Source organism: Sideroxyarcus sp. TK5, from assembly GCF_054601595.1.
Map to the genome: position 1 here is coordinate 128,453 of NZ_BAAHSJ010000001.1, position 15,274 is coordinate 143,726.

A 15,274-nucleotide genomic window follows, 5' to 3' on the forward strand; every position below is an offset into this window, starting at 1 on the left:
AAAGTAAAGTACTAAGTGCGTAATAGTTCCATTGCCAATTCGTGGCCTGCCCAAGCAGCAATCGCGATGATGAAGCATGAATCCCGCATCAAGAATGCCGTTCTTGTGCTGGGCGCGTGTTTGTATTGTCTGGCTGTTGCTGCGGTGGCATCAGCATACGAGGGTTCCGTTATACGATATGTGTTCTTTTCCGGGGCGGCGGCATTGATGTTGTGGTTGGGATTGGGCCGTCGATTAGGTTATGGCGCAACCATGCTGTCGATCTTCCTTTGGCTGGGATTGTGGCTAAAACTGTCCGTGAATCTATTTCTTTCAAGGCCGTACACCGAAGCGACGGGGGGATTTGAATTCCTGCCCCATCAGTACGATGAATTGATGAGCGTTGCCACGCTAGTGTGCCTAGGCGTGAGTGGTGCCTGGATGATCTCAATACGTTGGCTTAGAGAGAAGCAGAGCGTCGGAGGGGGTTCAGACTCGCCAAGTCCCGCAATGGATCATGTGCCACCGATCCCGCAAAAATACTTATGGGGCCTGTTGATATTGGCAATTGCCTTGCTGAACATTGCAAATATCCAATTTGGCTTTGTGCAGTCGGGGCTGGTTGCACGCAGGATATTCCCGTGGCCGACCAATGCTATAGCAGGGTGGTTCTTGTATAGTGGATTGTCGTTTCTGGTGGCTGCGCTTATATATTGGGATTTTCTGAGAAGAAGGAATCTATCAACGGGGGTATTGGTGGCGCTATTTGAGGCGGCACTCGGCGGAATGACAACCATCAGTCGGGGACTATATCTCTGGCATGTGCTCCCGGTATTTTTGGCGGCATGGGTCAATGTGCGCAAATTCAGGGATTTCATGTCAACCCGCGCTCTAGTGCTTTATTCAGTTCTGGCAATGGTTGGCTTCCTGGTCATTGGCACAGCAGTCAATGTATTCAGAAATTCGCTGTACGACGTTACAGTCAACAGCCTTGATGCGCAAAGGATCTACAACACGCAGTTTGACACGGTCGTGGCCAGCGGTGGCCGCCTGATGAATCTTGCAGTGGATCGCTGGGTCGGGGCGGAAGGGATCATGGTCGCTGTAGGCTATCCAGATAAAAGCGTGGCACTCTTTGAAGAGTTGCTGGTAGAAAAGCCTTCCATAGGCCATGTGACAAAATATCAATACATTGCGAAATCACATTACAGCCAAATGGATGCGAATAAATATCAATTCAATACGCTTCCTGGAGTGGCTGGCTTCCTGTACTTGAGTGGGTCGTTCTGGCTGGTTTTTGCGGGTACTTTGTTGTTGGCCTTGAGCGTATCCGCCAGTGAGCGACTGATCCAGATTGTTTCCGAGAATCCATTTTTCTGTGCAATGTCCGGGATATGGATGGCGAATATGGTTGCCCAGATCGGTGTGACACCCAGGCAATTGTTGCCTCAGATTGCAATGAATCTTGCCGTGATCGGTATCATCTCCCTTGCCCAAGCCTACTGGTTCCGTCGAGGCTGGGTCGCCCATAAACTATTCTCCCGCAATAAGGTGCAGCATGTTAAGTAAGGTTAATAATTTATTCATTCTCATAGCGGGTCTTGCCGGCGCCGGGCTGATACTCGCGGGCATGGACAGCTATCCCGGCGCTAAGCTGACGTATTTTCTGTTCTGCGTATCGTTTTGGCTGATGCTGTTAACGGCATTCGATAAGCGCACGCACTATGGCTATCTGTTTTTGGTGGTTACCTTATGGCTCGGTTTCTGGGGCAAGCTCACCGCCCATTTGATCCTCGACTATCCCTATGTGGAACCGGTCGGACAATTCGATGGCTCAGCAGCGGCATGGGATGAGGTGCTGTGGGTGGCAATTGTGGCCAGCCTCGGTGTGATGCTGGGAAGGCTGGTCTTTCGCATATTTTCGAATACCTATTCCAGAGAGATGCGTTGTGATCAATCCATGGCTCCGGCGTGGTACCCGGCTGCAAGGAAGTGGATATGGCTGTTCGCTGCAACCGGGATGGTCGGCGTGGCGATTGCGAATATGCTATTGGGTATTCAGCAAATCGGATTGACACCCCGCACGATATTGCCCTGGCCTATGAATGCACTGATTGCCTGGCAAGTGAGTATAGGCAGCGCGCTGCTAGTGACGGTATTGCTATGGTGGGAAGTGGCGCTACGAAAGAATATCGCCGTTTCGATCTATGCGCCGCTGGTTGAGGCAGGTCTGTCTGCCTCAAGCCTATTGAGTCGAGGCATATATGTCTTTCACACGCTTCCGCAGCTATTCGCGTTATTCGAGAACAGAAAATCCTTGATTGGTCTGACAAGAACGAAGGTCGCGATTCTGATTTTTTCCCTAGGTTGTTTGATGCTACTTGTAATAGCTGGCGTGACGACTTTTCGCGGGTATTTGTACCCGCACGTTGGCGGATTTACAACTGAGGAGCAGAAACGACTAACCCGGCTGGAAGTGCTTGAAGGGGGTATTGCAAATGTAAAAAAATTAATCGCCAATGGTGAGCCGCAGGAAGGGCATCTTCGCGAGTTGCTTATTGAAAAAGCGCAATTGGAAGTGCAAAAACAGGAGGCCCGTTTGGAGGTTCTTGCAGGCGGGATCGCGCACGTAAAGGAACTGATCCTGAAGGGTGAGCCGCAAGAAGGGCATCTGCAAGAGTTGCTTGCCGAGAAAGCGCGCATAGAGAAAAGCCTGGCGATAAAGGGTTCCGGAGAGGCGGAGTTCGCAGATGTGCTTGAGGAGCTGAAAAGACAAAAGATGCAGTCGCGCCTTGAGGTTCTTGCAGGCGGGATTGCGCATGTTAAGGAACTGATCCTGAAGGGTGAGCCGCAAGAGGGGCATCTGCAAGAGTTGCTTGCCGAAAAGGCGCGCATAGAGAAAAGCCTGGCGATAAAGGGTTCCGGGGAGACGGAATTCGCCGATGTGCTCAATGAGCTGAATAGACAAAAGATGCAGTCACGCCTTGAGGTTCTTGCAGGCGGGATCGCGCACGTAAAGGAGCTGATTCTGAAAGGTGAACCGCAAGAGGGGCATCTGAAGGAATTGCTTGCCGAGAAGGTCAAGCTTGAGAAGGCGCTACGGAATCAATCGGTAGTCAGCAAGGAGAAAGAGCCGCCGACGAAAGAGAAGTTGGTGCAACTTGCATCGCAGGCAGTTCAGCCGCCGACAAAGTCAAAATTTGAAGGTATTAGAGAAGGCGAAAAAGAATCTGAAATCAGTGTGCATGAGATTTCGAAATCTCATGCAGCTGGGCAAGAGCCTCCCGTGATGATGTTTGAGGTGTCGAAGCAACAAGCGTCATCCGCAGTCCAACAAACCCTTGGGGCGAATGTTCCGACTCTCGGCGCTGAAGAAAAAAATACCAGTGAGATTCCGGATGCTGTTGTTAAAGTCACAGATACGGATCAGTTGATAAAAGAGTTCATGTACCAAGCAAGTTCGGGCGCTCTGTATAGGGTTTTGTCCTTAGCGGTAGATCGTTGGCTTGGCTTGGAGGGTGTGATGGCAGTGGTCGCCTATCCAAACAAGAGTGCAGAATTGTTGAAGGACGCAGCGTTAGAAAAAAGCGAGAGTGGCAAGGTTACAAAATTCCAAACCATAGCCAATTCTCATTATCGATGGACTGACTCCAGCCAATGGCAGTTTGCCAGCCTGCCGGGTGCAGCGGCATTCCTCTTCTTCAGTGGATCAATGTGGGTGGTTCTGCTGGGCATGGCCCTGTTCGTGATCATGCTGCAATTGGGAGAACAGCTAGTATTCAAGCTGACAGCCAATCCTCTGCTGTGTTCGTTACTCGGCTTTACCTTGGCAAATACTATTGCGCAGTTCGGCGTTGCACCGCGCCAAGTTATTCCGTTCTACGCGATGATCGCGTGCTTCATATTGTTTGTATATGTCGTGCAGTCGGATAAGATTTACCAAATGATCCGAAAGCATATGAGCGCCCGCAATGCACGGAGTGCTGCTTGATCGGTGAGAAAGCCTCCAAGTTTTTTTTGCATGCCACCAATGTGCATCAGGGTGGCGGCAAGGCTTTGTTGACGGCAATTTTATTGGCCGTTCCAAAATCAACCCAAACGATTGCGCAGTTGGATCGGCGCATGACGGTTTCGCCCCCTCTTTCTGAGAACCTGACAGTCGAATTTGTGAAGCCGTCTGTCTTGCAGCGGTTGCGGGCAGAGTGGAGGCTTGCGCGGAATTCTCTGCCGCACGACGTCATTTTGTGTTTCGGCAACCTGCCGCCTTTATTCAAGCTGGCCGGGCGTGTGCAGGTATTCCTTCAGAACCGCTATTTGATCGATGATGTCCCGCTGTGCGATTTTCCGCTGAAGACACGGATCAGGCTGTGGATGGAGCGTCTCTGGCTGTCTGGTCGGATGGCGAATGTCGATGCGTTTATTGTGCAAACACCTTCGATGAAAAGGCTGCTGTTGGCGCGGACGAAAGGGAAGGTGCCGGTGCATGTGCTGCCGTTCATGGCAGACCCGGCGAACTATGTGCGCAGTATCGGGAAGCATGAGGCCGATGGGAGCAGCCAGATCGAGTTCGCTTATGTGGCATCCGGCGAGCCGCACAAGAACCATCGCATGCTGGTGTCGGCGTGGTGTTTGCTTGCCGAAGAGCAGTTGTATCCCTCGTTGAAGTTGACCTTGGACAGGCAGACTTTCCCTGATCTGTGCGCATGGATCGAGCAGCAGATAGCGCAGCATCAGCTTAAAATTTCCAACGAGGGCAGTCTGCCCCGCGAGGCGGTCACGCAGCTTTATGGCCGCGTAGATGCGATGATCTATCCTTCCACCTTTGAGTCATTTGGCTTGCCGCTGATCGAGGCCCGGCAGGCAGGGCTGCCGATCCTGGCTTCGGAGCTGGATTATGTGCGCGATGTGATCGATCCTGAAGAATCGTTCGATCCCGAGTCGCCGGTATCCATCGCGCGGGCGGTGAAGAGGTTCATGCTGAAGGCAGAGCCGCCACTGCCTTTGCAAGACGCAGAAGATTTTCTTGGGCATATTTTAGAGAGAGCGATATAACGTGCGTGTCCTTGTTGTGAGCCAATATTTCTGGCCGGAGGGATTTCGTATCAACGAAGTCAGCAAATCTTTGGTCGAGAAGGGCATTCATGTGGATGTCCTGACGGGCAAGCCAAATTATCCGGAAGGGAAGATATTTGCGGGTTACCGGATGGGCGGTTGCCAGCGCGAGCAGTATTGCGGCGCGAATATCAGCCGGGTACCGTTGTTTCCGCGAGGCAAGAACAGCAGCATTCGATTGGCGCTGAATTACCTGTCCTTCATTGTGTCCGGTTTGATCTTCGGGCCATGGCTGAAGCGCGGCAAGCAATATGATGTGATATTCGTCTATGGATTGTCCCCGTTGATGCTGGCGTTGCCGGCCCTGTTCCTCGGCTGGCTGAAGAGGGTGCCGGTCGTGATCTGGGTGCAGGATCTGTGGCCGCAGAGTTTGTCGGCGACGGGCTATGTGCGCAATCGTCTCATCCTGTGGGCCGTGGAGCAGGTCGTTCGTTTTATCTATCGCCATGCTGATCTGCTACTGGTCCAGTCCAGGGCTTTTGTCGAGCCGGTCCGCGCTCTGGCATCCGGCACGCCGATAAAGTATTACCCTAATTCGGTTGATGGCAGCTTCGCCGTGCCCGCGACGGGCAAGTCGCCGGAGGTGCCGGGGCTTGAGGGGGGATTTTCCGTGATGTTCGCGGGCAACATCGGCGCGGCGCAGGGTGTCGAGGTGATCGTCGAAGCGGCCACTTTGCTCAAGGAGCACAAGGACATTCAATTCGTGGTGCTGGGGGATGGCAGTTGCAGGCAGTGGATGCTGCAGCAGGTGGCGGATCGCAAACTGACGAATCTGCATTTGCCCGGCAGGTTCCCCGTGGAGACGATGCCGGGATTCATGCAGAAGGCGTCGGCTTTGCTGGTGACGCTGGCGGATCGCGAGATCTTTGCGGCGACCGTGCCGAACAAGGTGCAGGCATACCTTGCTGCAGGAAGACCAATCATCGCCTGTTTGCCGGGCGAGGGGGCCAGGCTGGTGGTGGAAGCCTGGGCGGGTGTGGGCGTCAAGGCGGAAGACGGCCAGGCATTGGCGGAAGCGGTCTTGGGACTCTATAAGATGTCCGAGTCGGAGCGGGATGAGATGGGGCGCAACGGGCGGGCTTATTTTTACGAGCATTATGATCATGAGCGTCTTGTCGATCAGTTGATCGACGAGTTGCGCGGGGTTGTACAGAAGAAAGAGAGTATGCAATGAAGGTTCTGGTGATCGGGGCAAGCGGCATGATAGGCAGCACGGTGTTGCGCGTGTTGAGCGAAAAAAAGGAATGGCAGGTCAGCGGCACAGTTCGCAATGGCGATGCGAAAAGATTCTTTCCGTCCCATATCGCGGAACGTATCGTGGAAGGCGTGGATGTCGAGCATCCTGATGCGCTGGCCAAGGTGCTGGATGCGATACGGCCCGACGCGGTGATCAATTGTGCCGGATTGACCAAGCACAAGCCGGAAGCCGAAGACCCGCTGGTCTCTATCCCGATCAATACGCTGATGCCGCACCGGCTGGCCGGGCTGTGCAAGCTTGCAGGCGCGCGTTTGATCCATGTCAGCACGGATTGCGTGTTTTCGGGTGGAAAGGGCAATTACACCGAGGAGGATTTTGCCGATGCCCGCGATGTATATGGCAAATCCAAGGCGCTGGGGGAGGTGACTTACCCGCATACGGTGACTTTGCGCACCTCGACGATAGGCCATGAATTTGAAACAAAATATGGCTTGCTGGAGTGGTTCCTGTCGCAGGAAGGGCGTTGCAAAGGCTATAATCGCGCCGTTTTTTCCGGTTTGCCGACAGTGGTCTTTGCCGAGGTGATGCGCGATGTGGTGATCCCGAACCCGGAACTTTCAGGTTTGTATCACGTGGCCGCGCAGGCGATCAATAAGTTCGATCTGCTCAAGTTGATCGCCGATGTCTATGGCAAGCAGATCGAGATCGAGTCGGATGACAGGCTGGTGATCGACCGTTCGCTGGATGCGACGCGCTTCCGCGAGGCGACCGGGTATGTCGCTCCGGGTTGGCCGGAATTGATCGAGAGGATGCATGCATATAATTAGGAAAACGTTGAGCAAGTATGGTTTTGTCGTTCCCGCGCAGGCGGGAACCCAATCAAATAAACTATTTAATGCGCAGCAAAGACAATCCTTAAAGGCATGTTGAATAAAATCGCTGGATTCCCGCCTGCGCGGGAATGACGGATTAGCAAAGGCCCCTTATGTTCAAAGACAAAGTATTGATGATTACCGGCGGCACGGGTTCTTTTGGTAACACCGTGCTTAAGCGCTTCCTTTCGACCGATGTGCGCGAGATCCGTATCTTTAGCCGCGATGAGAAAAAGCAGGAAGACATGCGCATCGCGCTCAACAATAGCAAGTTGAAATTCTATATCGGCGATGTGCGCGACTATGACAGCGTGCATCAGGCGATGCGGGGTGTGGACTATGTGTTCCACGCGGCGGCTCTGAAGCAGGTTCCTTCGTGTGAGTTCTACCCGATGGAGGCGGTGCGCACCAACGTCATCGGCACCGAGCACGTGCTGAACGCGGCCACCGCCTGCGGCGTCAAGCGCGTGGTGGTGCTGAGCACCGACAAGGCGGTTTACCCGATCAACGCGATGGGCATCTCCAAGGCGATGGCTGAGAAGCTGGTGGTCGCCAAATCGCGCATGCAGCGCGAGACCGAGACGGTGTTCTGCTCCACGCGCTACGGCAACGTGATGGCATCGCGTGGTTCGGTCATTCCTTTGTTCGTTTCCCAGCTTAAGGAAGGCAAGCCGCTGACAGTGACTGATCCGAACATGACGCGTTTTTTGATGTCGCTGGAAGATTCCGTCGATCTGGTTTTGTACGCCTACGAGCACGGCAAGCAGGGCGACATCTTCGTGCAGAAAGCGCCTGCATCGACTGTGGCCGATCTGGCGCAGGCGTTGAAGGAGCTTTTCAACAGCGACAGCGCGGTTCGCATCATCGGCACCCGCCACGGCGAGAAACTGTATGAATCCCTGATCTCGCGCGAAGAGATGGCGCATGCGCAGGACATGGGTGGCTACTACCGCATCCCCGCCGACAATCGCGACCTGAATTACGCGAAGTACTTCAGCGAGGGCGAGGAGAAGATATCCCATCTGGATGATTACACGTCGCACAACACCCATAGGCTGACTGTTGAACAAGTGAAGCAGTTGCTATTGAAACTGGATTACATCAAGGAAGAACTCAATGCTTAAAGTCATGACCATTGTTGGAACGCGTCCCGAGCTGATCAAGATGAGCCGGGCGATCGCGGAATTCGACCAGCACACCAACCATATCCTGGTCCACACCGGGCAGAACTACGATTACGAACTGAACCAGTTGTTCTTTGAAGACTTGGGCATCCGCAAACCGGATCACTTCCTTGAAGCCGTGGGTGATAACGCCGCGCAGACTATCGCGCGCGTGATCGAGAAATCCGATGCGGTGATGGAAAAGGAAAAGCCCGATGCGGTGATGCTGTATGGTGACACCAACTCGTGCCTCGCGGTCATTTCCGCCAAGCGACGCAAGATTCCTGTGTTCCACATGGAGGCGGGTAACCGCTGCTTCGACCAGCGCGTGCCGGAAGAATTGAACCGTAAGGTGCTCGATCATTTGAGCGACATCAATCTGGTTCTGACCGAGCATGCGCGTCGCTACCTGATCGCAGAAGGCATCCGTCCCGAGACGATCATCAAGACCGGCTCGCATATGCGCGAGGTGCTGGACTACTACATGCCGAAGATCGAGCGATCGGACGTCCTGGAACGCATGGGGCTGACGGCGAACAAGTTCTTCATCGTCAGTGCGCACCGTGAAGAGAACATCGACAGTCCCGAGAACATGGCGAACATGGTGGATACGCTCAATGCGCTGGCAGAGGCCTATGATTGCCCAGTGATCGTCTCCACTCACCCGCGCACCAAGAAGCGCCTGGATTCGATGGAATTGGGAGCGCTCAATCCGCATATCCAGTTCCTCAAGCCGTTCGGTTTCTGCGATTACATCAAGTTGCAGATGGAGGCGCTGTGCGTGGTGTCGGACAGCGGCACGATCACGGAAGAAGGTTCTTTGCTCAACCTGCCCGCCATCACCATCCGTAACGCGCACGAGCGCCCGGAGGGCATGGATGTCGGTACGCTGATCATGAGCGGCTTGAAGAAAGACCGCGTACTGGATGCGGTGCGCGTCATCGTCTCACAGCACGACAAGTCGAAGCGCGTGATGCGACGGGTGGAGGACTATGAAGGCGGTCCGGTATCCAAGCAATTGCTGCGTATCGTGATGAGCTACGTCGATTATGTGAACCGTACTGTTTGGTCGAAGCCCAATTGAGCGATCCGGCTGTACTAAAGCAAAGACTTTCATGCTGGAAAGAGGTTTCAACGGCTTTTTCGGCGGTGCGGTGCGCGCCGCTCTGAACAACTCCGTAAAATTTGTGATCGCTGTCTGTGCCTGTGCGCCGCATGCTGTTGCGACTAGGTATGTGGAACGTGAAGGCGCGGATATCTCTTCTCCCGGGTTGTTGCGCCGGCTTGGGGGGGGGGGGGATTGGGGATTCGGCGCGTATTTTTCCCAGTCCTTCCACATTGTTGGAATGGGCTGGGGCACTGACTGGAATACATGCGCAAGCCGAGCGGATGATGAGGTCGTTACAGGTTGATAGTGCTAAAATCCGCCGCGAACTGAACTGGACACCGCCCTATACCTTGCAGCAGGGGTTGCAAGCGACGGCGGAGTGGTATCGAAATACCGATCTATGATTCATTACTCTCCTCTTGCCGCCTTTCTGCTGACCTTCGTATCAATCGCAGCGATCCTCTCCAGCAGCTTTGGCAAGAAATTTCAGGACATCCCTAACCAACGGTCTTTGCATACGGCGCCTACCCCGCGCATCGGGGGGGTGGGATTGATGGCCGGCGTGCTCGGCAGTTGGATGATGTTGAACTCGCTGTTGTTCTGGTGGTTGCTGTTGCCGCTGCTGGGTTTGATCGCAGTCTCATTGCTCGACGACATCCGCAATTTGCCGGTGCGATGGCGTTTGCTGGTGCAACTCGTTGCGTCGGCTGTTCTGATCGCGGGACTCGGCCTGTTTGAACGGGAAAGTGCATTGTTGGCATTGGCGGTGCTATTGTTCACTGCATGGCTGACCAATCTCTACAATTTCATGGATGGCTCGAACGGTCTGGCGGGCGGCATGGCGCTGTTTGGATTCTCCAGCTACGGTATCGCAGCGCTGCTGGCGAATAACGAACCCTTTGCAATGATGAACTTCGCGATCAGTGCTGCAGCGCTGGCGTTCCTTTACTTCAATTTTCCTTCGGCCAAAATCTTCATGGGAGATGCCGGCTCTATCCCGCTGGGTTTCTTGGTTGCCGCTATGGGTTTGTGGGGCTGGCAGCAGGGATGCTGGCCTGTGTGGTTCCCGTTGCTGGTGTTTTCACCGTTTATCGTTGATGCGAGTGTGACCCTGCTCAAGCGCGCACTGCGCGGTGCGAAAGTAACCGAGGCTCATCGTGAGCACTATTATCAGCGCGCTATCCAGATGGGGTGGGGACACCGCAAACTTGCATTGGTCGAATACGCCTTGATGGCTTCGGTGGGTGCGTCGGCGTTGCTGTTTAAGGAGCAGGCCCTGCCCTGGGGGCTACTACTGATTTGGGCGGGAGTATATGGCGGTGTTATGGCGGTTCTGGACCGCAACTGGAGACGCTTCAATATGCGGGAGCAAAAATGATCAGGTCGCGCATCAACACAGGCATTGCAGTTTTCCATGATGTGACCGCGGCAGCATTTGCCTGGTGGTTTGCATATCTGCTGCGATTCAACTTCGAGATGCCGCAGTCGTTCAGCGAGGAAATGTGGCGCACTCTGATCTGGGTCATCCCATTGCAGGCGGCTGTCTTCGGGAGTTTTGGTCTGTACCGCGGCATCTGGCGTTATGCCAGCATCGCCGATCTTCGCCGCATCCTGCTGGCGATCCTTGTTGCTTCGGCATTGATCCCGCTGGCGCATAGTCTTTTCCGTATCGATGTAGTGATCCCGCGCTCGATCTTGATCATCTATCCGCTCTTGTTGCTGGTGATCATGGGTGGAGACCGTTTGTTATACCGCTTGTGGAAAGAGAATCTGCTTTACGGGAATTTCCATCTGCGCGGTGAGCCGGTGTTGATCATGGGTGCCGGCAGGGCGGGCGTGGGCTTGGTCAGAGAATTGGAGAGCAGTCGGGACTGGCATCCGGTGGGCTTTCTGGATGACGATAAATCCAAGCATGGCAAGTCTTTAAACGGAATCAAGGTTTTGGGCGGTGTGGATGATCTTGCACGCTGGGCGAAGAAGTTGCAGGTTTGCCAGATCATCGTAGCGATGCCGTCCGCTTCGCATCAGCAGCGCAAACATGTGATTGATCTGGCCAACCAAATTGGCGTCAAGGCGCTGACTGTGCCGGCCTTCGATGATCTGCTCAGCGGCCGCGTCTCTGTCTCCCAGTTGCGCGAGATAGAGCTGGATGACTTGCTGGGGCGCGATCCGGTGCAATTGGACGATGCCGGCTTGCATCAACAGCTCACGGGTAAAGTGGTGTTGATCACGGGCGCGGGCGGTTCTATCGGTTCCGAGTTGTGCCGTCAGGTCGCGCGTTTTGCGCCCGGCAAGTTGGTGCTGTTTGAGTCTAGCGAATTCGCGCTGTACAACATCGAACAGGAGCTGCAATGCAAATTCCCGTATTTGGATATCGAGTATCTTGCCGGTGATGTCCGCGATGCGTTGAGGGTCGATCAGGTATTTGCCCAATGCAAGCCGAGTGTGGTGTTCCATGCTGCGGCCTATAAGCATGTGCCGCTGATGGAGAAGCATAATGCATGGCAGGCCGTGCGTAATAACGTGCTGGGAACATGGCAGGTGGCGACTTGTGCACAAAAGCATGGCGCGGACAAGTTTGTGCTGATCTCGACCGACAAGGCAGTCAACCCGACGAACGTGATGGGCGCGACCAAACGCATGGCCGAGATCGTGTGTCAGGGATTGGCCAGACAAGAAGGCATGCGCTTTGTCATCGTGCGTTTCGGCAATGTGCTGGGCAGTAACGGCAGCGTAATCCCTAAATTCCGCGAGCAGATCGCCAAAGGTGGCCCGATCACGGTCACGCATCCCGAGATCAATCGTTTCTTCATGTCTATCCCCGAAGCGGCACAGTTGGTAATGCAGGCGGGTTACATGGGGCAGGGCGGTGAGATATTCGTGCTGGATATGGGCGAGCCGGTCAAGATCGTCGATCTGGCCAAGGAATTGATTCGGCTATCGGGTTTGAACGAGGACGATATCCGTATTGAATTCACCGGCTTGCGACCGGGTGAGAAACTCTACGAAGAAGTTTTGGCCGACAATGAGCAGACCTTGCCGACACCTCATCCGAAGTTGCGTATCGCAAGGGTACGTTCGGCTGACGAGGCGGCCTTGGCGCAACTGAAAGCCTGGATATTCTCCGATGTGCAGTCCTCCGATGAAGAGGTGCGCCAGAAAATGCGGCAATGGGTGCCGGAATATGCGCCCACAGGCAACGGACATTGAGTGGCTACACTCTCCGTCATCCTCATCACCAAGAACGAAGCTGCCAACATCCGCGCCTGCCTGGAATCCGTGGACTGGGCGGACGAGCGCATCGTGGTCGATTCCGGTAGTAGCGACGACACGGTCGCCATCGCGCGCAGCATGGGTGCGCAGGTGTATGAACACAACTGGCCCGGCTTCGGCCCGCAGAAGAACCGCGCGCTCGATTATGCCAGCGGCGACTGGGTGTTCTCCATCGATGCCGACGAACGCGTCACGCCGGAACTGCGCGCGGAACTCGAACAAGCCATGCGCGAGGGCGCGGCGGAGGGGTACTACTGCCCGCGCCTGTCGCAATTCTGCGGCAGCTTCATCCATCACAGCGGCTGGTATCCGGACTATGTGCTGCGCCTGTTCAAGCGCGGCAAGGGCAGGTTCTCCGACAGTCTGGTACACGAGAGTGTGCAACTGGAGGGGCGCAGCGCTAAGCTGAAATCACCGTTGTTGCACTACAGTTATCTGGATCGTGCGGATGTGGAACGCAAAGTGGCGCATTACTCGGATGCCGCCGCGCAGCAGATGCATGCCGCTGGCAAGCGCACCGGCTTGCTGCGTGCCGCGCTCAGTGCCGGCTGGGCGTTCGTGCGCACCTGGATGATTCGAATGGGGATGCTGGATGGGCGCGCAGGCTGGGGCATCGCCATGATGAACGCGCGTACCACCTGGCTCAAATACCGCAAGCTGGCTGCGCTGAATTCGCAACGATAAACCCGGTTGTTCTGTCATTCCCGCCTGCGCGGGAATGACAGAGCTAACCCAACACCCGTTTCAACCTGCTGCGCAGCAACTGCCAGCGCAACTCGCGCGTATCCTCCGGCTCATCCAACTTCAATCCCTTAGCCACCTGGCCACGCCGCAGGTAATAACGGTCGAACACCGACTGGCGCATGCCCCACTTCATCAGGAACTGTCGTCCGCCGTCGTTCTTCTTCACCTTGCCGGTGGATTTGCACTGGAAGTGATACACGAAGGAATCGCCCACGCCGAAAAACACGCGGCAGCCTGCATGCCACAGTTTCATGGAGAAGTCGTTGTCGCTGCTCATGCCGGGCGAGAACTCGCTGCTGTAACCACCCACCTTGAACCACCAGCGTTTGCTCACCAGCGTGGGCGGCCAGGTCGCGCCCAGCCAGTCCGCCTTGTGCAGGTTCGGCAGGTCGGCCAGCAGGCGCGCCTCGTCGAACATGTGCGCCTCGGTGCCGTAGTCGCCCACCACCACGCAGGGGTTGTTCGTCTCGCGCGGCTCGATCATGGTGCCGGACAGCATGAACAGGTCGGTATCCAGTTGCTTGAGCTTGTCCACCAGCGCCGTATCCCAGCCGGGGCAGCAATACATGTCGTCGTTCAGATACAGGATGTAGTCCTGTGTGGCATGCATCGCTGCTTCGTTCACCGCCAGGCAGATGCCGATGTTGTCCGGCGACGCGGTATGCGTCAGTCCCTGTTCGCGCACCCAGTCCAGCGTACCGTCGCTGCCGTCGTTCACATGCACGATGATCTGGTGCGGGAAGGCGGAATTGTCGCGGATGCTGCGCACGCATAGTTGCAACAGCGCGAGATTGTTCCAGGTGGGGATGAGGATGGAGAACATGTTCGGTCCTGTCAGTGGGTCGGTTTGCGGGCGCGGATCAGCACGTTCTGTCCGGTCAGCGGCTCGTGTCGTTGCACGCGGAACTCATGCAGCTCCTTGCGATAGCTCCAGACCAGCGCGGCAAGCTGATCCAACCATGATGCGACGCGGCCCAGTTGTATCTCGCGGCTGACGCGATACACCACAGCGGAGCCTGCAGAGTAAGTGGTGGCTTCGGCAATCTCGAAGCCGGCTTGTTGCGTCAGGTTGCGCAAAGCATCGACCGTGAACAGATGCAAATGCCGTGGTGCTTCCCAGCCGCGCCAACTGGCGCCGAACTCGGCGGCACCGATGCTGTGTGCATTGGGGGTGGTCATCACCAGCAGGCCGCCCGGCTTGAGGATGCGCAGGCATTCGCGCAAGGTAGCCTTGGGGTCATACAGATGCTCGATGGCCTGACTCATGACGATCGCATCAAAACTGTCATCGGGCAGCGCGCATTGGGGCAGGTCGCCGACATGTGTCTTGATGCCGTAGCGGGAAGCGACGCGTTGCGCGGCCTGCGCGTCGAAATCCGTGCCTTCCACTTGCCAGCCGCGTTTCTTCATGCGGTTGAGCAAGCGTCCGCCGCCGCAACCGACATCCAGCAGCTTGCCGTCCGGCTCATCGCGCAGCGTCATGAAGCGCAGATAGTCGGCCTCGCGCTTCATGCCATTAACGATCCAAAGCGGAAGCAGCCCCAGCTTGATGAAACGGTGGGCGAGGCTGAGCATCGTCTTGCCGAAACGGCCGGCGCTATTGCGGGTGTGCGTGTGATAAGTCGCATAGGCCTTCCACAACTCGTACGGCGGCGGGGCGGGGTCAAGCCAATAGGTGCCGCACGCCGCATCGGCACAGCGCCGGAAGCTCCATCTGCCATCGAGATTGCCATCCGGATCGCGGATGCCGGATTGCACCACATCCCCTGCGGAGCCGCACAGGTCGCATGTAAGGCGGGGTTCGCTTGCTATACTGTTCACATTG

General features: G+C 55.7%; 12 protein-coding genes. 10 read left to right on the plus strand and 2 right to left on the minus strand.

Features of this window, described 5'->3' with window-relative positions:
• Positions 1-66: 66 nt before the first annotated feature.
• The 10 genes from ACYPYQ_RS00610 (at position 67) to ACYPYQ_RS00655 (ending at position 13,389) form a co-directional block, all read left to right on the plus strand.
• Positions 67-1,548, plus strand: coding sequence for a hypothetical protein (locus tag ACYPYQ_RS00610; RefSeq protein WP_459717806.1), 1,482 nt, complete (start codon positions 67-69; stop codon positions 1,546-1,548).
• Positions 1,538-3,970, plus strand: coding sequence for a hypothetical protein (locus ACYPYQ_RS00615; RefSeq protein ID WP_459717810.1), 2,433 nt, complete (start codon positions 1,538-1,540; stop codon positions 3,968-3,970). Before ACYPYQ_RS00610 ends, ACYPYQ_RS00615 begins: the two co-directional genes overlap by 11 nt.
• The gene (locus tag ACYPYQ_RS00620) at positions 3,967-5,031 is read left to right on the plus strand and encodes a glycosyltransferase family 4 protein (RefSeq protein WP_459717816.1); all 1,065 of its coding nucleotides are present in this window, start codon (positions 3,967-3,969) and stop codon (positions 5,029-5,031) included. The genes ACYPYQ_RS00615 and ACYPYQ_RS00620 overlap by 4 nt, the downstream gene beginning before the upstream one ends.
• Before the next feature lies 1 nt (position 5,032).
• Positions 5,033-6,265: a glycosyltransferase family 4 protein gene (locus ACYPYQ_RS00625; protein WP_459717820.1), complete on the plus strand. Its 1,233-nt coding sequence runs from the start codon at positions 5,033-5,035 to the stop codon at positions 6,263-6,265.
• The gene (locus tag ACYPYQ_RS00630) at positions 6,262-7,116 is read left to right on the plus strand and encodes a dTDP-4-dehydrorhamnose reductase family protein (protein WP_459717823.1); all 855 of its coding nucleotides are present in this window, start codon (positions 6,262-6,264) and stop codon (positions 7,114-7,116) included. Before ACYPYQ_RS00625 ends, ACYPYQ_RS00630 begins: the two co-directional genes overlap by 4 nt.
• 158 nt (positions 7,117-7,274) lie before the next feature.
• Positions 7,275-8,285, plus strand: a complete 1,011-nt coding sequence (locus tag ACYPYQ_RS00635; protein WP_459717826.1) for a polysaccharide biosynthesis protein — start codon at positions 7,275-7,277, stop codon at positions 8,283-8,285.
• Complete coding sequence (gene wecB, locus ACYPYQ_RS00640) at positions 8,278-9,408, plus strand: non-hydrolyzing UDP-N-acetylglucosamine 2-epimerase (protein WP_459717829.1); 1,131 nt, start codon at positions 8,278-8,280, stop codon at positions 9,406-9,408. The genes ACYPYQ_RS00635 and wecB overlap by 8 nt, the downstream gene beginning before the upstream one ends.
• Positions 9,409-9,832: 424 nt before the next feature.
• The gene (locus ACYPYQ_RS00645; RefSeq protein ID WP_459717832.1) at positions 9,833-10,810 is read left to right on the plus strand and encodes an MraY family glycosyltransferase; all 978 of its coding nucleotides are present in this window, start codon (positions 9,833-9,835) and stop codon (positions 10,808-10,810) included.
• A complete protein-coding gene (locus ACYPYQ_RS00650) occupies positions 10,807-12,642 on the plus strand; it encodes a polysaccharide biosynthesis protein (protein WP_459717835.1) in 1,836 nt (611 codons plus the stop codon). Before ACYPYQ_RS00645 ends, ACYPYQ_RS00650 begins: the two co-directional genes overlap by 4 nt.
• Positions 12,643-13,389 carry a glycosyltransferase family 2 protein gene (locus ACYPYQ_RS00655; protein WP_459717837.1) on the plus strand — a complete coding sequence of 249 codons (747 nt, stop codon included), beginning with the start codon at positions 12,643-12,645 and terminating at the stop codon, positions 13,387-13,389.
• A 43-nt stretch (positions 13,390-13,432) separates the two neighbouring features.
• On the opposite strand, the gene ACYPYQ_RS00660 is transcribed toward ACYPYQ_RS00655, so the two are convergent.
• Positions 13,433-14,272: a glycosyltransferase family 2 protein gene (locus tag ACYPYQ_RS00660; protein WP_459717840.1), complete on the minus strand. Its 840-nt coding sequence runs from the start codon at positions 14,270-14,272 to the stop codon at positions 13,433-13,435.
• Positions 14,273-14,283: 11 nt separating this feature from the next.
• Positions 14,284-15,207, minus strand: coding sequence for a class I SAM-dependent methyltransferase (locus tag ACYPYQ_RS00665; protein ID WP_459717843.1), 924 nt, complete (start codon positions 15,205-15,207; stop codon positions 14,284-14,286).
• Between the last annotated feature and the right edge of the window lie 67 nt (positions 15,208-15,274).

What these genes read in the sequence shown, in the direction of transcription:
- ACYPYQ_RS00635 (WP_459717826.1), top strand. Translation starts at nt 7,275, where the DNA reads ATGTTCAAAGACAAAGTATTGATGATTACCGGCGGCACGGGTTCTTTT.
- ACYPYQ_RS00630 (WP_459717823.1), top strand. Translation starts at nt 6,262, where the DNA reads ATGAAGGTTCTGGTGATCGGGGCAAGCGGCATGATAGGCAGCACGGTG.
- ACYPYQ_RS00645 (WP_459717832.1), top strand. Translation starts at nt 9,833, where the DNA reads ATGATTCATTACTCTCCTCTTGCCGCCTTTCTGCTGACCTTCGTATCA.
- wecB (WP_459717829.1), top strand. Translation starts at nt 8,278, where the DNA reads ATGCTTAAAGTCATGACCATTGTTGGAACGCGTCCCGAGCTGATCAAG.
- ACYPYQ_RS00650 (WP_459717835.1), top strand. Translation starts at nt 10,807, where the DNA reads ATGATCAGGTCGCGCATCAACACAGGCATTGCAGTTTTCCATGATGTG.
- ACYPYQ_RS00660 (WP_459717840.1), bottom strand. Translation starts at nt 14,272, where the DNA reads ATGTTCTCCATCCTCATCCCCACCTGGAACAATCTCGCGCTGTTGCAA.
- ACYPYQ_RS00610 (WP_459717806.1), top strand. Translation starts at nt 67, where the DNA reads ATGATGAAGCATGAATCCCGCATCAAGAATGCCGTTCTTGTGCTGGGC.
- ACYPYQ_RS00615 (WP_459717810.1), top strand. Translation starts at nt 1,538, where the DNA reads ATGTTAAGTAAGGTTAATAATTTATTCATTCTCATAGCGGGTCTTGCC.